The sequence below is a fragment of the Streptomyces sp. WP-1 genome, assembly GCF_030450125.1.
In the GTDB taxonomy this organism is placed as follows: Bacteria; Actinomycetota; Actinomycetes; order Streptomycetales; family Streptomycetaceae; genus Streptomyces; species Streptomyces incarnatus.
In genome coordinates this window covers 6,558,565-6,579,879 of record NZ_CP123923.1, presented here as the reverse complement: position 1 = coordinate 6,579,879, position 21,315 = coordinate 6,558,565, and the positions used below count along the sequence as shown (strand labels likewise).

Here is a 21,315-nt window from a genome sequence, read left to right as displayed (position 1 = left end):
CGGACTCCCCCTCTCCCCCTACGCGTTCACCGCCGCCGGCTTCTTGAACATCCTGGTCGCCGTGATCTCGCTGTGCCCCGCCTCCCCCGCCTGCGGCTGCTGGGGCAGACCGGGGCGCAGGTGTTCCTCGACGCTGATGTACTTCAGTCCCGCCCGCAGGTCCGCGTCGTTGCGCAGCCGGATGACCAGCGGGAACTCGGCCAGGGCCGTGGTGTCGAACAGGCCGGTGGTGTACAGGAGCTGGACGCCGAGGGCGTCGGAGACGGCTCGCTGGAGTTCCAGCAGATAGGTCGCGTTGGCGCGGCCGATGGGGTTGTCCAGGAACAGCGTGCCCGCGTGCCGGTGCTTGTCGCGGCCCCGGTCGTTCGAGCGCAGCGCGGCCATCGTGCAGTACAGGGCGATGGCCGCGGTGAGCAGCTGGCCGCCGGAGAAGACGTCGCCCATCTGCCCGACGGGCACCCGCTCGGCACGCAGCACCGCGTCGGGCTTGAGGATCTCGACGGCCACGCCCTTGGGCTCCAGGGCCGCCGCGACACCGCGCAGCAGCAGGGACATGCCGTCGCGCCGCATGTCGGAGTTCTTCTTGACGGCGGCGCGGGTGGCCTCGTCGATGACCTCGCCGAGCCGTTCGGTGAGCGTGGCCTGGTCGGGCTCCTCGAAGCGGATGCGCAGGAACTCCTGGCCCGACCACTCGCCGAGCCCCTCCGGGAGCCGGGACAGGCGCTGGGCGGAGCGCAGGGTGGCGAGGGCCGACTCCACCAGGCCGCGCAGCCGGTCCACGATCGAGTCGCGATTGCGCTCCAGCTGGGCCAGCTCGTCGGTGAGGACCCGCAGCCGGGGCGCGAAGGCGTCCGCCCACTTCTGCGCGTGCTCGGGCAGCGCGGCGGCGGGCAGCTCGCGGATCTGCTGCCGGGCGGGGGTGCGGACCTGCTCGTAGCGCGTGGAGTTGGCGTGCCGCACCAGCACATCGCTCGCCTCGCGCACCCCGGCCTCGGCAGCGGACAGATCGGCGGCGCAGCCGCGCAGCGAGCGGCGGGCCTCGGCGGCGGACTGCCGCGCCTCCTCCAGGGTCCCGGGGTAGGGCTCGGTCTCCTCCGGCTCCTCCTCGCCGGCCTGCTCGCGCAGCAGGTCGCGGAGCATCGCGGCGATCTCGTCGAAGCCGCCGGCCGCGTCCTCGGCCGCACGGTGGGCGGCCAGCAGTTCGCCGTGGGCGTCCCGGGCCTGGGCCAACGCCTCGGTACGGGTGGCGAGTTCGGTGGTCGCGGTGCGCAGCAGCGCCTGGGCGTGCTCGGCGTCGCGCGGCACCTGGTCCGCGGGCAGCTCGGTGTGCGCCTCGCCGTCCTCGGGGGCGTGCCGCTCGGCCTCGCCGCGCAGCCGGCCGAGCTGCTCGCTCGCGGTGGACATACGGGTCTCCAGGAGCTGCACCAGCTCCTCGGCACGGGCGGCGGCCGCCTGCCGGGAGGGCCCGTCGGAGCCGTCGGGCGACTGGAGGAGCTGCTCGGCACGGGTGCGGACCTTGTTGCTGAGCCGGTCCAGTTCGGTGCGGGCGGCGCTCTCGTCGCTCTCGGCGCGGGCCTGCTCGGCACGCAGATCGGCGCCGACGCCGACCTTCTCGTACACCTGGGACGCGGCCCGGTACGCCTCGCGCAGCGCGGGCAGCGACGCCTTCGGGGTGTCGCTCTCCTCGACCGGTACGTCGTCGGGGGCACCGGCGATCTCGGCGCGCTCGGCGCGCAGCGCGCGGGCGGTGCGGCGGGCGTCGTCGGCGGCGCGCTGGGCGGCGCGGCGGTCCTCGTCGGCGGCGCGGGCGCGGTCCAGACAGGTCTGGGCGCGGGCCTCGGACTCGGTGGCCTCGTCGGCGAGTTCCCGCAGCCGGGCCTGCCAGCCGGCGCGTTCGCGCAGCCGGTGGGCGAGTCCGGCCAGGGCGTCGGCGGCGCGCCGGGCCTTCTGGGCAGCCTCCTGGCGTTCGTCGCGCAGCCGTACGGCCTCGGCGGCGCTCTCCTCGGCCTCCGCGCGCAGGGTGCGGGCCTCGGCGAGTTCGGCCTCGGACTCCTCGGCGAAGGCGCGGGCCTCCTCGGCGGCGCGGGCCAGTTCGAGCAGGCGGCCCGCGGGGCAGCCGGTGCGCCAGGAGGTGAGCCGGGCGGCGAGTTCGCGGTCCTTGCCGAGCCGGGCGGCCAGGGCCCGGATCTCCTCGTCGCGCGCGGTGGCGCGGGCGCGCAGGGCCTGGCGCTCCTCGTCGGCGGCGTGCTCGTCGTGCATGGCCGGGTTCGGCGGCACCAGGAACACGCCGTGCGGGGCGGTGTCTTCGGCGGGGGTCGGGGCGAGCAGGGCGGCGGCGGTGCCGACGGCCACGGCGGAGCGCGGCAGCAGGGCGGCGTCGGCCAGTGCCTCGCGGGCCCGGGCGTGGGTGTCGGGGTCGGTGATGATGACGCCGTCGACCAGCTCGGGCCGGGCGGCGAGCACCCGGGCGTGGTCGGCGGGGTCGACGGCCTGGGCGAGATAGCGCCAGCCGGGCAGCGCGGGGATGCCGTGCTCGCCGAGGAACTCGACGGTGGCGAGGACGTCCGGGCCGGGCGGCAGCAGTCCGCCGTCGCCGAGCGCGCCGAGGATGCGGGAGTCGTCGGCGGCGGCCGTGCGCAGGTCGAAGAGCTGGCGTTCGGCGGTGCCCACCGCGTCGTCGAGGAGCTTTCGCAACTCGTCGGCGCAGCGGTCGAGTTCGGCGGCGGTGAGGGGTCCGGCGGCCAGGTCGTCCCGGTCGGTGCGCGGGGCGCCCTCGGTGTCGTCGGTGCGCTGGGCGGGCAGGCCGGCGCGGGGTGCCGTACCGGGCAGGCCGAGGAGTTCGGCGAGGCGTTCCTCGGCGGCCAGCGCGTCCGCGAGGCGGCGTTCGGCGTCGTGGGAGCGTGCGGCGGCGGTCGCGGCGTCGGCGGCGCGGGCCGCGGTCAGTTCGGCGCGGGACTCGGCGGCGGCCGTCTCCCGGGCGTGCTCGGTGGCTGTGCGGGCGGCCTCGCGGGCGGTGTCCCAGGCGGCGACGGCGGTCTTCTCGGCGTCGGAGGCGGCGAGTGCGGCGCGGGCCGGGTCGGCGTCGGGGGCGCTGTCGTCCAGCCAGCCGGCGCGGACCGCCTCGGCGGTCTCCTGCTCGACCTCGGTGAGCCGCTGGCGCAGATGTCCGGCCTCGCTGCGGGCGCGCTGCGCCTCGGTGGCGGCGGCGGTGGAGTCGCGGTAGGCGGCGTCACCGGCCTCCTGGAGGGCGGCGGAGCGCTCCTCCTCCTCGTTGGCCAGGTCCTCGGCGCTCCCGGCTGCCGCGTGCAGGGCCCGTACGAGGTCCACGGCGGCCCTGGCGCGGGCGGCGAGGGCGGGGGCCGCGTCCCGTTCGGCCTCCTGGATGGCGGCGGAGACCCGGGCGACCCGGTCGGCGGCGGCGCGGTGGCGCAGCACGGCCTCGGCGGCCTGCCAGGCGGAGTGCAGGGTGCGGGCGTCGGCCAGCTCGCGCTTCTGCGCGGCGGCGGACTTCTCGGCGGCGGCGAGGGCCAGCGAGGCGTGCCGGTAGGCGAGTTCGGCGGCGATGAGGGAGCTGCGCTCGCGGGCGCCCTCGGAGTGGGTGACGGCGTACGCGGCGGCGGTGACCCGCTGGGCGAGGTCGGCGGCCCGGACGCGTTCCTGTACGGCGCGGGCGGACAGCCGCCGGGCGAGGGTACGGGTGCGGCGCTCGGCGCCGGCGTGGATGTCCCGGGCGCGCCCGCGGGCGTCGGCGGCCTCCACGATCCGGCCGAGCAGGTCCACCGAGCCGGCCGTGAAGTCGCGTTCGGCGATCAGTTCGGCGCGCCGGCCGAGCTTGCTGCCGAAGCCGCTGACGAGGTCGGCGAGGCCGTCGGTGTCCCGGGTGTCGGTGACCGCGCGCAGCAGCAGGTCGGTGAAGTCGGAGTCCTTCTTGACCGCGAAGAGGCCGGCCGCCTCGCCCTCGTCGGCGTTCATCTCCCGCTGGTAGCGGAAGAGTTCGGGGTCGAGGCCGAGGTCGCCGAGGTGCTCGGTCCAGCGCTCGTGGATCTCCTCCCAGTGCACCTCCAGGTGCGGGTACGCCTTGCCGCCCTCGGTGAGGGCGTCGCGGAAGCCCTTCATGGTGCGGCGGCGGCCCTGGGCGCCGGACACGCCCTCGGCGGCCGGGCGTACGGCGGTGGACTCGGCCACCGGGAGGTTGTCCAGGCTGAGTCCGGGGCCCGGCCGGAAGGAGTACCAGGCCTCGGCGAACTTGCGCGGGTCGTTGGAGACCTGGCGGCCGCGCCACTCGCTGACCTTGCCGACCACCACGCAATCGCCGGTCTGCACATGCTGCCACTCCAGCGCCACATGGCCGCAGTCGTCGGCGAGCAGGAACTTGCGCAGCACGCCGGAGCTGGCGCCGCCGAGGGTGTTGCGGTGGCCGGGGAGCATCACCGAGAAGATCAGCTTGAGCAGGACGGACTTGCCGCCGCCGTTCTCCAGGAACAGCACGCCCGCGGGCGCGGGGCGGCGCGGCGGGCCGGACGGCTCCTCCGCGAAGAACTCCGCCTGCGTGGGCGCCGGATCGGGCACGGGCTCGCCCACGCCGCGCAGGTCAAGCACGGTGTCGGCGTAGCGCGCACCGGCGGGCCCGATGGAGTAGAGGCGGACCCGGGACAGCTCGTACATGGCGGACTCTCGTAAGTCTGGTGAAAGGTGCGGTCGTTCGGGGGCGCGGGGCGCTTCAGTGCGTCGTGCTTCGGTGCTTCAGCGCCTCAGGAGTGGAAGGGGAGGCCCGCGTCGGCCACCAGCTCCAGGTCGTCGGTGTCCTCGGCGGGCAGCAGGCTGGCGGTGCCGTCGGTCACCGGGACCACGCCCAGCTCGATCAGTTCGGCCATGGCGGCGGTACCGGCCATGTCGCGGACCTGGAGCTGGTAGCGGGCGGTGGTGCGGTAGGTGCCGCCGCCCTCGTCGCCGGTGCGCTGGAGGAAGCCGGAGTCGGTGAGGAAGACGAGGGCCTTGGCGACGATGCCGGTGGTGGAGGAGGCGGGCCGGCGGGCGTCCTTGGTGGCGCCGGTGGCGCTGCGTCTGGCCCAGATCCGCCAGGCTGCCTCAAGGCCGGGTGCGTCGGTGGCCGGGTCGGTGTTCTCGCCCTGTTCCTCGGCGCGTTCCTCCAGGCGGCGGCAGGCCTGGCGGACGAACGCGTCGACGCCGTTGACCGTGACACGGCCGATGTAGCCGTCGTCGGCCAGGTCCTCGGGGCGCGGGAACGCGAGGGCGGCGACGGCGAGATGGGCCAGGCCGTGCAGGAAGCGGTCGCCGGAGTCGGCGGTGGTGCGACGCGCGTAGTCGCCCATGCGGACGGCGAACACCGAGTCCTCGGCGGCGGTCACGGCCATCCCGGCGCGCGGGGACACCTCCAGGACGACGAGTCCGAGACCGGCGGCGACGGCGTCGGCGAGCCGGGCGAACGCCGGGTCCTCGCGGTAGCGGCGCAGCAGTTCGGTGTAGTCCTGGTCGCGGGCGGGCTGGAGCTTGGGCTGGAGCCCGTAGGCGACGAGCCGCGCCGCGTCGGCGGCGTCGGCGGGGGTGACGGCGGCGGGGGCCGCCGACGGGGCCGGGGCCTCGGTGTCACTCCACTCGACGTGCTCGCTCACGGCTTTGACTCCTTGTCGCTCTCTGACTCGCTCATGCTGCTTGCGGACCACTCGCGTGCGGTCGCTCTCCTGGCGCTCATTGCCCCCGGCCCGCTCCTACAGCCCGGTCCGCTCATGTAGCCCACTCCGCTCATGCCGTTCACGCCGCCCGGTCCACTCACGCCGCCCGGTCCGCCGCCATGCCGGCCGCGTCCAGCAGCGCCATGCCGACGATCAGATCGGCGCCGCCGAACTCGGGGTCGTCCAGCTCGGTGCCGTCGTCCACGGCGAACAGCAGCTTCTCCTCGCCCTGCCGGTAGGCGGTGCCGACGGCGGGGCTGGCCGCGTGCACCGCCAGCAGGGCCACCAGGTACGCGAGATCGGGGTCGCCGGTGCGCCGGGCCTCGGCGAGCAGCCCGGAGAGTCTGCGCGGGGCGTCGGCGGGCAGGTCGAGCAGCTCCATGGCGGTGGCCAGCTGCTCCTCGCTGAACCGGCTGTCGTCCGGCGTCGCGATCAGGTCGGGCTCGGGCATCTCCGCGCCCAGGTGCTCACGCTCCACGGGCGGGGTCAGCAGGATGTCCACGAGGTCGGCGACCCGCACCGAGACAGGGGTGCGCAGGCCGGTGCCGCGGGCGAAGAAGGCGTCCGTGACCCGGGTGGCCCGCTCGGCGGGGAGAGTCAGCACCGGGGCGACCAGGTGGCCGTACAGGTCTATCCCGGCGGTGCTCGCGGGGGCGGCGAAAGCCTGCCGGTCCTGTTCCGCGCGGAACAGCGGGCCCGCCTCCAGCAGCCGGGACTGGAGCTGGGTGTGCCTGCGGATGCAGTCCTTGACGATGTCGACCAGCTCGGCGGCGCGCCGCTTGTGCTCGGGCTCCTCGGTCTCGTCGCGGGCCTTGCGGATGTTGGTGAGGATCGCGTTCTCGTGCCGGTAGCGGTCGGCCACGTGTTCCAGGGCCTCGGCGATCATGTCGGGGACGGCGTTGAGCCAGTCGACCGCGCGCACGTTGCGCCGGGTGGCGTCGAGGGCGCGGCGCAGGGTCTCGGAGTACTGCACCGTGCGGTAGCGCGCCTGCTCGGCGGCGAGCTGGGCGTCGGCGAGCCGGCCCCGGTTGATCAGCACCTCCAGCTTGACCTCGGCGGCGATCTGGGCGCTGGTGACGTCGGTGTCGAGGGCGCCGACCAGGACGTTGACCGCCTCGTCGGTGGTGCGCAGGTACACCGTGCCGCCGGGGCCCGGGACCTCTTCGATGAGCTTGAAGTCGTAGTCGCGGCGCACATAGGTGCCGTCGGCCGCGAAGGTGCCGTAGACGGCGCGGAAGCCGCGGTCCACGCTGCCGACGTTGATCAGGTTCTCCATGACCCAGCGGGCCACGCGCTCGTGCTCGGCGGTGGGGCGGTGCGGAGCCTGGGCGGCGATGCGGGGGACCAGCCGGGCGACGATCTGCTCGTGGTCGGCGCCGGTGTCGAAGTCCATGTTCAGCGTGACCAGGTCGATGGCGGCGAGGGCCACCTCGGCCATTCCGTACACCGAGTACTCGCCCGCGAGGCTGCCCTTGCGGGCGTCCAGGTCGTGCAGCGGCGCGGTGCACGCGAGCGCGCGCAGCCGACGGGCGAGGCCCTCGTCGGCGGCGGGTCCCGGAGCGGGGCGCTGCGCTGTGCTGAGCTGCGGCTTAGCGGGGTCGGAAGTCACGGTGCACAGAGTAGGTCCTCGGTCTGACATCTACCCAAACGGGAAGCCGTGCCGCTTCGGCCGACCGAGTGCGGGCCGGATTTCGGCGCCGGTTCGACGGGCTTGTCGCGCAGTTCCCCACGCCCCCTTCGGGGCGCCTCATGGGGCGGAGTTCTCGCCCGTCCGGCGCCGGTAGGCCTCCACCACCCGCTCCAGCGAATCCGCCAGGTACCTCTCCAGCAGCCCCTCCGCCGCGCCCCGCTCCCCGGCCTCCAGCTCGCCCAGGATCTCCCTGTTGCGGGTCAGGTACGGCTCGTGCAGCCGGCGCGGGTCGTCCACCAGGTGGAAGGCGAGGCGGAGTTCGGCGAAGACGCTGCGCATCAGTTCGTCCGTGCGGGCGCTGCGGGCGAGGGCGACCAGTTCCTGGTGGAAGTGGATGTTGGCCGTACCCACCGCTTTCCAGTCATCCTCGGCGGCCGCCGTCTCGCCCTCGGTGACCGCGTCGCAGAGGCGCCGCAGGGGGTACGGCGCCTCGCCGAGGCCGCGCACGACGGCGCACTCGACGAGGGCGCGGGTGCGGTAGATGTCCTCGACGTCCTCGACGGTCAGGACCCGCACGAACACGCCCCGGTTGAGCTCGTGGACGAGGAGTCGTTCATGGGTGAGCAGCCGGAACGCCTCGCGCAGGGTGTTGCGGGAGACGCCGAGCGCGCCGCCGATGCTGTCCTCGGACAGCCGGGTGCCGGGCGGGAAGTACCCGTCCGCGACACGGCTCCTGAGGATGTCCGAAACCCGCTCCGCCGTGCTCGTACGGCCCAGGAGGGCGCGGTCGTCGGCCAGTCCCGCCAGTTGCTCTGCCATGCCCGGAATTCAACCGCAGGCAGCGGAACGAAACAACATGAGTATTGAGGGATCGTTGAACAATCCTCTACGGTGCTCGGCACGGCTCACTTCACCGCACCCTCCGTCCCCTCCTGCGAGGTGCCCATGAGCACGACCCCTCCTCCCCCCGCCACCGCACCCGCCCTCGAACACGCGCCCCAAGACGGCACGTTCGGCTGGCTGCGCGACCTCGGCCCGCACGGGTGGCGCGCGTTCGCCGGGGCTTTCGGCGGATATGCCCTGGATTCCTACGACTACTTCACGCTGCCGCTGAGCATGGTGGCGCTCTCCGCGTACTTCGGCCTGGACAGCGGCCAGACCGGGCTGTTCACCACCGTCACACTGGTGGTCTCGGCGGTCGGCGGCGCCCTGGCGGGTGTGTTCGCCGACCGGGTGGGCCGGGTCCGGGCGCTGGTGATCACGGTGCTCACCTACGCGGTGTTCACCGTGGCCTGCGGCTTCGCGCCGGACTTCGAGACGCTGCTGGTCTTCCGCGCGCTCCAGGGCCTCGGCTTCGGCGGCGAGTGGGCGGTCGGCGCGATCCTGGTCGCCGAGTACGCCTCCGCCCGCCACCGGGGCCGTACCCTCGGCGCGGTCCAGAGCTCCTGGGCGGTCGGCTGGGCGCTGGCCGCCGTCGTCTACACGCTGGTCTTCTCCTTCGCGGGCGACGACCTGGCCTGGCGGGTGATGTTCTGGACCGGCGCGCTGCCCGCGCTGCTGGTGCTGTGGCTGCGCCGCCGGGTGCACGACGCGCCGGTGGCCCTCGCGGCCCGCGAACAGGACCCGCGCCGCGGCTCGTTCACCGCGATCTTCCGGCCGGGCCGCGCCGGCGCCCCGGGCCTGCTGCGCACCACCGTGCTGGCGAGCCTGCTGTCCACGGGCGTACAGGGCGGCTACTACACGCTGGCCACCTGGGTGCCGACGTACCTGAAGTCCGACCGCGGCCTCTCCGTCGTCGGCACCGGCGGCTACCTCGCCTTCCTCATCTCCGGCGCGTTCCTCGGCTATCTGACCGGCGGCCACCTCACCGACCGGCTCGGCCGGCGCGCCACCATCTGGCTGTTCGCGCTGCTGTCGGCGGTGTGCGTGCTGGCGTACGCGCACATCCCGCAGGGCGCGAACACCGTGCTCCTGGTGCTGGGTTTCCCGCTCGGGTTCTGCATGTCGGCCATCTTCAGCGGCTTCGGCTCCTACCTCAGCGAGCTGTACCCGACGGCGGTGCGCGGCACGGGACAGGGCTTCACCTACAACACGGGCCGCGCGGTGGGCGCGGTCTTCCCCACCCTGGTCGGCTTCCTGGCCGACAGCTGGGGCGTCGGCGGCGCGCTGGTCTTCGGCGCGGTCGGCTACGGGATCGCGGCGCTGGCGCTGCTCGGGCTGCCCGAGACGCGCGGGAAGGAACTGGCATGACACGGGTGCAGCGCACCGAGGACCGTCCCGTCACCACGCTCGACGAGCGGGCGCCCGCCTGGAGCCCGCGGGCCGCGCGGGCCCGGTTCCGCGCGGGTCTCGCCGGCCCCACGGCCGGGGTCGCGGCCGGGCACACCCAGGCCAACCTGATCGCGGTGCCCGCCGACTGGGCCTACGACATGCTGCTGTTCTGCACGCGCAACCCCCGGCCCTGCCCGGTGCTCGACGTCACCGACGCCGGTTCCCCGACGACGGTGCTCGCCGAGGGCGCCGATCTGCGCACCGATCTGCCGCGCTACCGGGTGTGGCAGGACGGCGAGCTGGTCGCGGAGCCGACCGACGCGCGGCCCCACTGGCGCGGGGACCTGGTGACGTTCCTGCTCGGATGCAGTTTCACCTTCGAATGGGCGCTGAGCCGGGCGGGCGTGCCGATCCGCCACGTCGAGCAGGGCCGCAATGTGCCGATGTACGTCACCGGGCGCCCGTGCCGCCCGGCGGGCCGGCTGAGCGGTCCGATGGTGGTGTCCATGCGGCCGGTGCCGCCCGAGCGGCTCGGGGCCGCGATCCGCGAGAGCAGCCTGCTGCCGGCCGTGCACGGCGGGCCGGTGCACTGCGGGGACCCGGCGGGGCTCGGCATCGCGGACCTCGACCGGCCGGACTTCGGCGACCCGGTGGCCCGCCAGGAGGGCGACATCCCGGTGTTCTGGGCGTGCGGGGTGACCCCGCAGGCGGCGGTGATGGCCTCCCGGCCGCCGTTCGCCATCACCCACGCCCCGGGCCAGATGTTCCTGACCGACGCCCGCGACGAGCAGTACCGGCTGGTCGGCGTCGACTGACAGCGCCGCACGGAAGCCGAACCGGTGCACCGACAGACATACGGGCCGACATGCGTACAGGAGTACAGGCCGACAGACGTACGGCACGACAGACGTACGGACCGACTGGCCGAAGTGCCGACCACCCGACATATCGACTACCCGACTACCCGACCAGGCGACTACTCGATATCCCAACGAACCGACTAGCCAACAGCCCGACGAACGGACGAGCCGACCAACGGACGATCGGACGAACGGACAGGCCGATGAGCCGCCGAGCCGACGAACTCACAGCCCACCAAGCCGACATACCGACAAGCTCATGAGCCGACGAACCGGAGATACGGGAACGACCATGACCGTGATCGATCTGAACGCCGACCTCGGCGAGGGCTTCGGCCGCTGGCGGCTCACCGAGGACGAACAGCTGCTGTCCGTCGTCACCAGCGCCAACGTGGCCTGCGGCTTCCACGCCGGGGACGCGGCCACCATGCGCCGGGTGTGCGAACTGGCCGCCGCCCGCGGGGTGACGATCGGCGCCCAGGTCTCCTACCGGGACCTCGCCGGGTTCGGGCGGCGCGCGATGGAGGTGCCGGCCGCCGAGCTGACGGCCGAAGTGGCCTACCAGATCGGCGCGTTGGAGGTGTTCGCGCGCGCCGCCGGGGCCCGGGTGGCGTACGTCAAACCGCACGGCGCGCTCTACAACCGGGTCGTCCGCGACGAGGAGCAGGCGGGCGCGGTGATCGACGGCGTGCTCCTCGCCGGCCCCGCGCTGCCGGTCCTCGGCCTGCCCGGCTCGCGGCTGCTCGCGCTGGCCGAGAAGGCGGGACTGCCGGCCGTGCCGGAGGCGTTCGCGGACCGCGCGTACACCGACGAGGGCACGCTGGTGCCGCGCAGTCTGGACGGCGCGGTGGTGAGCGATCCGGAGGCGGTCGTACGGCGCTCGGTGGAGCTGGTGCGCTCCGGTACGGTCACCGCGCACTCCGGCGCACGGGTCCGGGTGCGCGCCCGCTCGCTGTGCCTGCACGGCGACACCCCCGGGGCGGTGGAGCTGGCCCGGCAGGTGCGGGCGCGGCTGGTCGCGGCCGGCGCCCGGGTGGAGGCGTTCGCATGAGGGCGCTGCCGGCCGGCCGGGAGGCGCTCCTCATCGAGGTGGACTCGGCCGAGGAGGCGGGGGCCCTGCACGCGGCGCTGCTGCGGCGCCGCGCGGAGGGCACGCTGACCGTCCGCGAGATCGTGCCGGCCGCGCGCACGGTCCTGCTGGACGGACTGCCCGACCCGGCCCGCTGGGCATCCGAACTTACCTCGCTGGAAGGGGAGTTGCCCGCTCCCCCGGCCCGCTCGCCGGTCGAGATCCCGGTGCGCTACGACGGCCCCGACCTCGCCGCCGTCGCCGCGCGCTGGGCGGTCTCCGAGCGGGAGGCGGTCCGTATCCACGCGGGCACCGAGTTCACGGTGGCCTTCTGCGGCTTCGCGCCCGGTTTCGGCTATCTGACCGGGCTCCCGGCCCGCTACGCCGTCCCGCGGCGGGCCACCCCGCGTACGGCGGTCCCGCCCGGCGCGGTGGCGCTCGCGGGGCCGTACACCGGTGTGTACCCGCGAGCCTCGCCGGGCGGCTGGCAGCTGATCGGCGCCACGGACGCGGTGCTCTGGGACCACACCCGCGAACCGGCCGCGCTGCTCTCGCCGGGCACCCGGGTGCGCTTCGTGCCGGTGGAGGGGCCATGACCGACCGTGCGCTCGTCGTCGTAAGGCCCGGGATGCTGACCACCGTGCAGGACCTCGGGCGGCCCGGGTACGCGCATCTGGGGGTGCCCCGCTCGGGGGCGCTGGATCCGCCCGCGGCGGCGCTCGTCAACCGGCTGGTGGGGAACGGGCCGGACGCCGCGGTGCTGGAGACGACGCTCGACGGGTGTGCGCTGCGCCCCCGTTCGACGGTGACCGTGGCGGTCGGCGGGGCGCCCTGCCCGGTGGCGGTCGGCGGCCGCCCGGCGGCGTGGGGCGCGCCCGTGCCGGTGCCCGCCGGTGCGCTCCTGGAGGTGGGCGCGGTGTCGGCGGGGGTGCGCGGCTATGTCGCCGTGCGCGGTGGCGTCACCGTCGAGCCGGTGCTCGGCAGCCGCGCCACCGATCTGCTGTCCGGCCTCGGGCCTCCCCCGCTCGCCGAGGGCACGGTGCTGCCGCTCGGCCGCCCGGCCGGACCGCCCGCGCACCTGGACACGGCCCCGCAGCCGGGCCCGCCGGCCGAACTCGTGCTCCGGGTGACGCCGGGTCCGCGCGCGGACTGGTTCACCACACGCGGCCGGTACGACCTGACCGCGCGCGCCTACCGGGTGTCCCCGGCGAGCAACCGCATCGGCCTGCGCACCGAGGGCCCCCCGCTGGAACGCGCCCGCGGGGACGAACTGCCCAGCGAGGGCATGGTGCTGGGCGCCGTACAGGTACCGCCGGACGGCCGCCCGGTGGTCTTCCTGGCCGACCACCCGACCACCGGGGGCTACCCGGTGATCGCCGTGGTCCACCCCGCCGACCTCCCGGCGGCGGCCCAGGCGGCACCGGGAACGCCTCTGCGCTTCGTGCCGGTGCGAGGACGCTGACGGCGGACGGGAAGGGGCAGGGCGGGGCGGGGCCTCACCGGCTACAAGGCGGCCCGCCCCCGGAGGGACGGCGGATGGCGCGGGCCCGCCCGGCAGGCGGCGCCGACACCTCTGCGACGCCGCCGAGACCGGTGCCCCGGGCGCACGGCGCCCGCGCCTCCCCCGCGTCACCGCCCGGCCGGCGCCCCCTGACCCGTCACAGCGGCGAGAGCCCCGGACGCGGATCGGGTGAGGGTCTCCGGGTCGGTCTCCTCGTCGGCCCAGGCGACATGGCCGTCGGGGCGTATCAGTGCCGCGGTGACCCCGCGCCAGGCGTCCCGGTCGTGCGGGGCGAGCGGTTCGGTGTGCACGACGGTGTCCGGTGTCCGGCCGTGAAGTCCCGCCGCCATCTTGCCGCTCAGGTCCAGCAGGACCCGGTCGCCGCCGCGCAGCAGCTCGAACAGCCGCCGCCCGTCGGCGAACCGGAGGTCGGGGGCCCGACGGCCGGTCAGCGGATGGGCCGGGGCGCCCTGGGCCGGGGGGTAGACCACGGAGAGGCCGGACATCCGCTCGGCGAGGGTGCGGCTGAACTCCGGCACGGTGGCGATGAATTCGCCGAGCAGCCCGCGCAGCGCCTGCCCTTCCGGGGCGTAGGTGGTCATCAGGGCGGTCTGCGCCCGGGTGTTGAGCAGCAGCTCGGCGCCGACCGGATGGCGCTCGCCGTGGTAGCTGTCGAGGAGGCCGTCCGGGGCGGTGCCCCGCAGGACGGCGGCCAGCTTCCAGCCGAGGTTGGTGGCGTCCTGCACCCCCACGTTCAGCCCGGGGCCGCCCGCAGGGAAGTGCATATGGGCGGCGTCCCCGGCCAGCAGCACCCGCCCGCGCCGGTAGGTCTCCGCCTGCCGGGTGGCGTTGCCGAAGCGGGAGAGCCAGCGGGGGTCGCGCATGCCGAAGTCGGTGCCCGCTATGGCCGTGACCCGCGTCCGCAGCTCCTCGAAGGTCAGCTCGCCGGGCCGCTCCTGGCGCAGGGTGTCCGGATCATTGCCCACCACCCGGTGCACCCCGCCCGGCAGCGGGAACACCATCAGCTGCCCGCGCGGCCCGCTCACCGCCGGAGTGGCCGGCGGCGCGTCCAGCACCACATCGCCCATCCAGGCCCACAGCGTCGCCGGAGTGCCGGGGAAGGCCACCCCGGCCGACTCCCGGACCGCGCTGCGTGTGCCGTCGCAGCCCACCACATAGGCGGCGCGGGTCCGGTAGGGACCGTCCGGGCCCTCGACGGTCAGCTCCACCGCGTCCGCGCCCGCCTCGACCCCGGTGACCCGGTGGCCGCGCAGGATCCGCACGCCGTGGCGCACCGCGTGCTCCTCCAGCAGCTCCTCGGTGCGGGCCTGGGGCAGCGAGAGGGTGAAGGGGAAGGGGGTGTCCAGCGGCCGGAAGTCCATCCGCTCGCTCAGCGCCGCGAAGTGCCCGCTGGGTATGCGCATCCCCTCCGCGAGGAAGGGTTCGACCACGCCCCGGCAGTCCAGCACCTCCAGGGTGCGCGGATGCACGGTGAGCGCGCGGGAGTGCGGGCTGCGCTGCGGCCGCGCCTCCAGCACGGTCACCGGCACGTCCCGCAGCCGCAGTTCCGCCGCGAGCCACAGGCCGACCGGGCCGCCGCCCGCGACAACGACCTGCTCCGGCACCGTCTCCATCTCCATCTCCGTCTTCGTCTCCATGAACTCCGTCAACTCCACGAACCCCTCCTCGGGCATACTCCGTCCATACGTCTTGGTCGGTGACCAAGGCGCATGTTCAGTAGACTAGGTCGGTGACCAAGAAGCAAGCTGCGGATGAGACAACCACCCGATCGAGGCTCGATCTGGAGTCCGTCGTACGGGCCGCCCTCGGCGTGCTCGACGAGCGCGGTGCCGAGGCCGTCTCGGTGCGCGGCACCGCCGACCGGCTCGGCGTGCGGATGAACACCGTGCTGTGGCACGCCAAGACCAAGTCACGGCTGCTGGAGCTGATGGCGGACGCGATCGCCGCCGAGGTGCCGTTGGACGGCCTGCCCGGGGACTGGCGCGCCCGGGTGCGCGAACTGGCCCACCGCTACCGCGCCGCGCTGCTCGCGCACCGGGACGGCGCCGCGCTGGTCACGGGCACCTACGCGGCCGAACCGGGCACCCTGCGCTACGCGGACACCATGATGGAGGCGCTGCTCGACGGCGGCCTGTCCGAGCGGGACGCGGCCTGGACCTTCTGGACGGTGCTCTATCTGACGCTCGCGCTCACCCAGGAGCAGCAGGCCCTGGGCGACGCGCGCGAGCACACGCTGAGCACCGCCCTCGCGGGGGGCGACTTCCCGTCGCTGAGCCGGGTGGCCACGCATCTGGAGGACATCGACTTCGACGAACGCTTCGACCACGGCCTGTCCCTGATCCTGCGGTCGCTGACCCCGGCCGAGTCGGACGGCGCCCGCCCGGCGGCCGGGCCCGGGGTCAGCTGATACCGACCTCCAGGTCGAGCGGGCCGGAATCAGGCAGTACGGCGCGCTGCCGGTGCCCGGTCGGGCCGGAATCGGGCAGTGCGGCGCGCTGCCGGGGGCCCGCCGGGGCACGGGCACCGGCCGGGCCCCGCTCCGGAAGCGCGGCCAGGGCGGCGGCGAGCGCGGCCGACGCGGCCAGGTCGAGATCGGCGCCGGTGCCCCGGGCGCTGTGGCGCAGTTCGTCCGCGGCGAGCCGCAGCAGTTGGGGCAGCAGGTCCCGGCAGCGCCGGGCCACCCAGGCGGTGCCGGCGGTGGCCAGCCACAGCAGGTTCGCCGCCCGGGTCGGGGCGGGGAACTCCGGTTCGGCCGAAGGCGGTGCACCGCTCGCGTGGCCCGTCTCGGTGAGCAGGGCGTGGAAGCGCCGGGCGAACTGCCGGTGGCCGCGTTCGCCGGGGTGCAGCCGGTCCGCGCTCCACAGGGTCCGGTCGGCGATCCAGCCGTCGTCGCAGGCGTGCAGGTGCACGGCGCCGTACCGGTCGGACAGGGCGTGCACGACCGCGTTGACCCCGCGCTGGCGGCGGGCCAGCGGTGCGGCCAGGGCGCCCGGCAGGCCGAGCAGCGCGCCGGGGTCGGGCAGGCAGGCGGTGAGCAGGGTGGCGCCCCCGCCGGCGCAGGCCGCGTAGACCTGGTCGAGGCGGGCGGCCACCGCGTGGAGGTCGAAGGTGTGGCGCAGGGTGTCGTTGACGCCGACGACCACCGCGACCAGGTCGGGGCGGAGCGCGAGGGCGGCCGGGGTCTGCCGTTCCAGTACGTCCCGGGTCTGCGCGCCGCTGACCGCGAGGTTGGTGAACCGCGTGCCCGCGCCGAGCGTGGGCGCGAGCAGCGCGGCCCAGCCGCGCGGGCCGTCCCCGGTGATGTCGCCCACGCCCTCGGTCAGGGAGTCCCCGAGGGCGACGAAGCGGACGGGTCTCATGCCACGCCCTCCGGGACCCCCCGGCGGCTGCCGTCGCGGCCGTCCGCAGGGCGCCCGGCGCGGTCCAGCACCTGGGTGTCGTGGGCGGCGAGGAACGCCTCCACGGCCGTGCTCCAGCCGAAGCACTCGGCCCGCGCGCGTGCCGCCTCCCGGCGCTCGGACTCGGGCCGGTCCAGGAGCAGTTCGACGGCGTCGGCGAACGCCTCCCCGTGGTCGGCGGCGGTCGCCCCGGCCGACCCGATGACCTCGGGCAGCGCGGAGGAGGCGCTGACCACCACGGGCGTGCCGCAGGCCATCGCCTCCAGCGCGGCGAGCCCGAAGGTCTCGGCGGGTCCGGGGGCGAGCGCGAGATCGGCACCGGCCTGGAGCGCGCCGAGCGCGGCCCGGTCGGAGAGGTGCCCGAGGAAGGTCACCGGCAGCCCCCGTTCCCGGGCGCGCTGCTTGAGGCGGCCCCGCAGCGGCCCGTCCCCCGCGACCACCAGCACCGCCGGCCGTCCGCGTCGTATCAGCGCCTCCAGGGTGTCGAGCGCGGTGCCGGGGCGCTTCTCCACGGACAGCCGGGAGCACATCACCAGCAGCGTCTCTCCCCCGCGCGCGTGCCGTGCGCGCACGCCGGGGTCGCGCAGCGCGGGGTGGCGGGCCGTCAGGTCGACGCCCAGGGGGGCGCGTACGACATTGCGCGCGCCGATCCGGGCGAACTCGCGCTCGGCGTACTCGGTGGTGCACACCACGCGTGAATAGACGTGCGCGGTACGGGTGTTGAGGGCGTCCGCGGCCCGCCTGGAGAGGTGCTCGGGCAGGCCCCAGGTGCGCAGCACGCCGTCGGCGGTCTCGTGGGAGACCATCACGGCGGGCACCCGCGCCCGGCGGGCCCAGCGGCCGGTCCAGCGCAGGGTGGTGCGGTCGGAGACCTCCAGCCGGTCGGGGCCGAGGCCCTCCAGGAGGGCGGCGAGGCGGCGCCTGTCGGTCAGCACGCGGTAGCCGCCGGTGCCGGGGAGCAGCGGTCCGGGCAGCGTGATGACGCGGCCCTGCTCGGTGTCGGTGTCGGTGTGCCGGTCACCGGGCACGATCAGCACCGGTTCGTGGCCCGCCGCCAGGAAGCCCTTGCCCAGTTCGCGCAGGGCGGTGCGCAGGCCACCGGAGGCGGGTGCGACGAAGTTGGCGAGCCGGACGATCCGCAGCGGCCGGGCGATCGCACCACTCGCATCGGCCATGCCGGTCGCGCCGGTGGTGCCGGTGGTGCCGGTGGTGCCGGTGGTGCCGGTCATGCCGCCACCGCCGTCCGGCGCCCGGCGAGCACGTCCTCGTAGTGTCCGATCAGCCGGTCGCCCACGGCGGCCCAGGTGCGGCCCTCGACCAGGGCGCGGGCGGCGGCGCCGAACGCGCCCCGGCGCGCGGGGTCCTCGGCCAGACAGCGCACGGCGTCCCGTACGGCCTCGGCGTCGCGCGGCGGCACCAGCAGTCCGGTACGGCCGTGGTGGACCAGGTCCAGCGGCCCGCCGACGGCCGGCGCGACGACCGGGACGCCGCTGGCCATGGCCTCCTGCACGGTCTGGCAGAAGGTCTCGAACGGTCCGGTGTGCGCGAACACGTCCAGCGAGGCGAAGATCCGCGCCAGTTCGTCGCCGGTACGGCGGCCGAGGAAGGCGGCGCCGGGCAGCGCCTCGGTCAGGTGGGCGTGGCTGGGTCCGTCGCCGACGACCACGAGCCTGACGCCGTCCAGGGCGGTGACACCGGCGAGCAGTTCGACGTGCTTCTCGGGGGCGAGCCGGCCGACGTAGCCGACGAGCAGCTCACCGCCTGGGGCGAGTTCCCGGCGCAGCGCCTCGTCACGGCGGTCCGGCCGGAACCGTACGGTGTCCACGCCCCGCGGCCACAGCCGCACCCGGGGCACCCCGTGCGTCTCCAGGTCGCCCAGGGCGGCGGTGGAGGGGGCGAGGGTGCGGTCGGCGGCGGCGTGCACGGCGCGGATCCGGCGCCAGGCGGCGGCCTCCCCGGCGCCCATGTAGGTGCGGGCGTAACCGGCGAGGTCGGTCTGGTAGACGGCCACGGCGGGCAGGCCGAGCCGGGCGGCCGCCGCCATCCCCCGGGCGCCGAGGACGAAGGGGCTGGCGAGGTGCACCACATCGGGCCGGTGCGTCACCAGGGCCGCGGCCAGGCGCCGGCTGGGGAGGGCGACGCGGACCTGCGGGTAGCCGGGGAGCGGGAGGGAGGGGACCCGGACGACCGGACAGGGGGCGTCCGTGTCGGGGCCGGTGCCGGGGGACGGGGCGGGGGCGACGACGAGCGGGTGGTGACCGCGATCTACGAGGTGCCGGGCGGTCTGGAGCGCGCAGTGGGCCACGCCGTTCACATCGGGGGGAAAGGATTCGGTCACGATGACGACACGCATACGGGTGTTGTCGCCGCGCCGGACGTGGCCGCGTCAACGTCGATCTTTCCGCGCGGGGAACGTCCCATGAGCGTTGGACTCCGCCGCCGGACGGGCGGGGCAGCGGCCACGGGGCGCTGGTCCGGGGGTCACCCGGCGTTCATCCAGGGCCCCCGGCGTTCGTGCCAGGGGCGGGCGCGCCGGTCGTGTGCGCCGGCGCGTGTCGAGTACGCGAGCCCGTCCTGACGTACGGCGTACGCGGGCTCGTCACGACGTACCACGCACGCCCGTCTCGACGTACCACGTACGCGGGCCCGTCCCGACCTACGCCGTGCGCGGGCCCCCTCGTCAGCCCGCCGACATGTCCGGCCCGAAGCGGCTGCGGACCGCCGTCTGGACCTCGTCCTCCTCGGCCGGGTCGGCGGCGAGGCGGCGGAGGCGTTCGACGACCCGGTTGTCGCCGGTCTCGGCGTGCCGGGCGGCGAGTTCGCGGGTGGTCTCCTCGCAGTCCCAGAGGCATTCGACGGCGAAGCCGGTGGCGAAGGAGGGATCGGTGGCGGCGAGGGCGCGGGCGGCGCGGCCGCGGAGATGGGAGGAGGCGGTCTCGCGGTAGACATGGCGCAGCACCGGCGCCGCGCAGCCGATGCCGAGGCGTCCCGCGCCGTCGACCAGGGTCCACAGCGTGGGCGCGTCGGGGCCCTCGCCGCGCACGGCCTCGCGCAGGGCGCCGAGCACGAGCGGGCTGTCCTGGGCGCCGCCGCGGCAGGCGAGGACGCGGCCGGCGGCGGCGCCGAGCACGTCGGGGCGCTGGGCCCAGCCACGGGCGCGGTCCACGGCGGCGACAGTGCGCATCCGTTCGAAGGCGTCGACGGCCGCCTCCACGACGACCTCGGTGCCGTCGGCGACCGCGGCCTCGACCAGATCGAGCGCCTCAAGATCACCGCTGTCCGCGAGATAGCGCAGGGCGGTGCAGCGGGCCCCGTCGGTGCCGGCGCGGGCGGCCAGCAGGATCTCCGGCCGGTCCTCGGGTCCGGCCACGGCGACCAGACAGCGGGCGGCGGGCACATGGAGGGCGGCGCCCCGGTCGAGGCCCTGCTGGGCCCACTCGAAGACGGCGCGCACGCTCCAGCCGGGGCGGGGCCCGGTCGGCCGCATCTGCCGCTGCCAGCGGTCGAAACATCCGGACTCGTGGGCGGCCCGCACCCGGGCGCCGATGCCGTCGCGCGGATCCTCGGCCCACAGCCGCCAGGGCCGGGGTTCGAAGGCGTCGCGCACGACGGTGGCCAGCTCGGCCTCGCCCTCGGGGTCGGCGGGGAACCGGGCCAGCACGGGAGCGGCGAGGGCGCGCAGCCCCGCGTCGTCGTCGCGCAGCGCCAGTTCGTCCAGCGCCCAGGCCCAGTTGGCGCCCCGGGCGGCGTACCGGCGCAGCAGGTCGAGGGCGTCCCGGCGGCCGTAGGAGGCGAGGTGGCCGAGCACCGCGAGGGCCAGGCCGGTGCGGGACTCGTCCGTCTCCAGGTGGTCCTCGGGGTCGAAGAGGTGGGCCTCGACGGCGTCCAGTTCGCCGTTCAGGTCGAGGAAGAGCCGGGCGTAGTAGAGGGAGCGGTTCTCCACCTGCCAGTCGTGGCGGGGATCGCGCAGCACACAGTGGTTCAGGGCCGCGAGCGCTTCCGCGCGGGGGGCGGTGAGCGCGTGCAGCGTGCCGTCGCCGCGGCCCCGCTGGAGCAGGCCGAGCAGCGTACCGCTGGGCGCTATGACCGGATCGAACATGGGAAACAGCCTCACATCAAGCGTCGACGCAACCGGGGAACACGCATTACCTGGCCGCGTGACACAACGTCGGAGCGTCCGCCGTCTCTTGCTTGCTGTAGCCCATTTCTCTCTGCCTCTCGTCGGTGGCCCATGCGGACCGCATCACGGTCCGCGCGGTGCGGCAACACCTGCCCAGCCATCACGACCGTGAATCACGTCGTCATGATGACCCGCGGTGTGTGCTGCCGCGACCGTATTTCCGGCGGCCCTGTACCGCCTCCCCCGTTTTCCGTGTCTTAGCTGGTCAGAAGCCCGGCGTCAGCTGATGCCGAACAGTTCGAGCACATCGGCCCGACCGAACATCCGGGCGGTGTCGACGGCTGACGGCGTGCCCTCGGCGGGGTCGGCGCCGCCCTCCAGGAGGGCCTTGACGACCTCCGTCTCGCCCTTGAAGACCGCGCCCGCGAGGGGGGTCTGGCCCCGGTCGTTGACCCGGTTCGCCTCGGCGCCGCGGGCGAGCAGCGCGCGCACCGCGCCGGCGTGTCCGTGGTACGCGGCGAGCATCACGAGGGAGTCCCCGCGGTCGTTGGTGAGGTTGGCCGGAACGCCCGCGTCGACGTACGCCACGAGTGCCTCGGTCTGCCCCTGCCGGGCCAGATCGAAGATCTTGGTCGCCAGCTCCACGACCTCGGGGTCGGGGGCTTCGCTCATCGGCCGGACCGCCTCTCATTACAACCGTTCAGGTGAACCGCAAGGGTACTGGCTCGTGCCTCACATGACCCGTTGTGCCC

General features: G+C 75.2%; 16 protein-coding genes. 6 read left to right on the top strand and 10 right to left on the bottom strand.

The features are described from left to right. Positions 1-18 precede the first annotated feature (18 nt). The 4 genes from QHG49_RS29225 to QHG49_RS29210 all read right to left on the bottom strand — a co-directional run bounded on the left by QHG49_RS29225 (position 19) and on the right by QHG49_RS29210 (position 8,142). The gene (locus QHG49_RS29225; protein ID WP_301491834.1) at positions 19-4,665 is read right to left on the bottom strand and encodes a hypothetical protein; all 4,647 of its coding nucleotides are present in this window, start codon (positions 4,663-4,665) and stop codon (positions 19-21) included. Between the two features lie 86 nt (positions 4,666-4,751). Beyond that, entirely contained in the window at positions 4,752-5,633 is an 882-nt protein-coding gene (locus tag QHG49_RS29220; RefSeq protein ID WP_159699491.1) for a hypothetical protein, read from the bottom strand. 157 nt (positions 5,634-5,790) lie between these two features. Then, complete coding sequence (locus tag QHG49_RS29215; protein WP_201300520.1) at positions 5,791-7,332, bottom strand: hypothetical protein; 1,542 nt, start codon at positions 7,330-7,332, stop codon at positions 5,791-5,793. A gap of 108 nt (positions 7,333-7,440) precedes the next feature. Next, the gene (locus tag QHG49_RS29210; RefSeq protein WP_145490096.1) at positions 7,441-8,142 is read right to left on the bottom strand and encodes a GntR family transcriptional regulator; all 702 of its coding nucleotides are present in this window, start codon (positions 8,140-8,142) and stop codon (positions 7,441-7,443) included. Between the two features lie 126 nt (positions 8,143-8,268). Here QHG49_RS29210 and QHG49_RS29205 point away from each other — a divergent pair, with 126 nt between their 5' ends. From QHG49_RS29205 to QHG49_RS29185, 5 genes are all read left to right on the top strand, one after another. Continuing rightward, on the top strand, positions 8,269-9,573 hold the full coding sequence (locus QHG49_RS29205; protein ID WP_301491831.1) for an MFS transporter: 1,305 nt from the start codon (positions 8,269-8,271) through the stop codon (positions 9,571-9,573). Then, positions 9,570-10,409 carry a putative hydro-lyase gene (locus QHG49_RS29200; RefSeq protein ID WP_159699500.1) on the top strand — a complete coding sequence of 280 codons (840 nt, stop codon included), beginning with the start codon at positions 9,570-9,572 and terminating at the stop codon, positions 10,407-10,409. The genes QHG49_RS29205 and QHG49_RS29200 overlap by 4 nt, the downstream gene beginning before the upstream one ends. A gap of 337 nt (positions 10,410-10,746) precedes the next feature. After that, the gene (locus QHG49_RS29195; RefSeq protein ID WP_159699503.1) at positions 10,747-11,505 is read left to right on the top strand and encodes a LamB/YcsF family protein; all 759 of its coding nucleotides are present in this window, start codon (positions 10,747-10,749) and stop codon (positions 11,503-11,505) included. Then, on the top strand, positions 11,502-12,119 hold the full coding sequence (locus QHG49_RS29190) for an allophanate hydrolase subunit 1 (RefSeq protein WP_301491829.1): 618 nt from the start codon (positions 11,502-11,504) through the stop codon (positions 12,117-12,119). Before QHG49_RS29195 ends, QHG49_RS29190 begins: the two co-directional genes overlap by 4 nt. Beyond that, positions 12,116-12,985, top strand: a complete 870-nt coding sequence (locus QHG49_RS29185) for a biotin-dependent carboxyltransferase family protein (RefSeq protein WP_301491828.1) — start codon at positions 12,116-12,118, stop codon at positions 12,983-12,985. Before QHG49_RS29190 ends, QHG49_RS29185 begins: the two co-directional genes overlap by 4 nt. Before the next feature lie 167 nt (positions 12,986-13,152). Here QHG49_RS29185 and QHG49_RS29180 read toward each other — a convergent pair whose 3' ends face one another. Next, entirely contained in the window at positions 13,153-14,658 is a 1,506-nt protein-coding gene (locus QHG49_RS29180; protein ID WP_301492958.1) for an FAD-dependent monooxygenase, read from the bottom strand. A gap of 116 nt (positions 14,659-14,774) precedes the next feature. Here QHG49_RS29180 and QHG49_RS29175 point away from each other — a divergent pair, with 116 nt between their 5' ends. After that, the gene (locus QHG49_RS29175) at positions 14,775-15,452 is read left to right on the top strand and encodes a TetR/AcrR family transcriptional regulator C-terminal domain-containing protein (RefSeq protein ID WP_301491827.1); all 678 of its coding nucleotides are present in this window, start codon (positions 14,775-14,777) and stop codon (positions 15,450-15,452) included. Here the strand turns inward: QHG49_RS29175 and QHG49_RS29170 are convergent. The 5 genes from QHG49_RS29170 to QHG49_RS29150 form a co-directional block, all read right to left on the bottom strand. Further along, positions 15,445-16,404, bottom strand: coding sequence for an SGNH/GDSL hydrolase family protein (locus tag QHG49_RS29170; RefSeq protein ID WP_301491825.1), 960 nt, complete (start codon positions 16,402-16,404; stop codon positions 15,445-15,447). The two genes, QHG49_RS29175 and QHG49_RS29170, sit on opposite strands and share 8 nt — an antisense overlap. Beyond that, the gene (locus QHG49_RS29165) at positions 16,401-17,618 is read right to left on the bottom strand and encodes a glycosyltransferase (RefSeq protein WP_301492957.1); all 1,218 of its coding nucleotides are present in this window, start codon (positions 17,616-17,618) and stop codon (positions 16,401-16,403) included. Before QHG49_RS29165 ends, QHG49_RS29170 begins: the two co-directional genes overlap by 4 nt. Before the next feature lie 50 nt (positions 17,619-17,668). Further along, on the bottom strand, positions 17,669-18,796 hold the full coding sequence (locus QHG49_RS29160) for a glycosyltransferase family 1 protein (protein WP_301491824.1): 1,128 nt from the start codon (positions 18,794-18,796) through the stop codon (positions 17,669-17,671). A 327-nt stretch (positions 18,797-19,123) separates the two neighbouring features. Next, on the bottom strand, positions 19,124-20,542 hold the full coding sequence (locus QHG49_RS29155) for a HEAT repeat domain-containing protein (RefSeq protein ID WP_159699518.1): 1,419 nt from the start codon (positions 20,540-20,542) through the stop codon (positions 19,124-19,126). A 300-nt stretch (positions 20,543-20,842) separates the two neighbouring features. Beyond that, positions 20,843-21,235 carry an ankyrin repeat domain-containing protein gene (locus QHG49_RS29150; protein ID WP_145490125.1) on the bottom strand — a complete coding sequence of 131 codons (393 nt, stop codon included), beginning with the start codon at positions 21,233-21,235 and terminating at the stop codon, positions 20,843-20,845. Positions 21,236-21,315 lie beyond the last annotated feature (80 nt).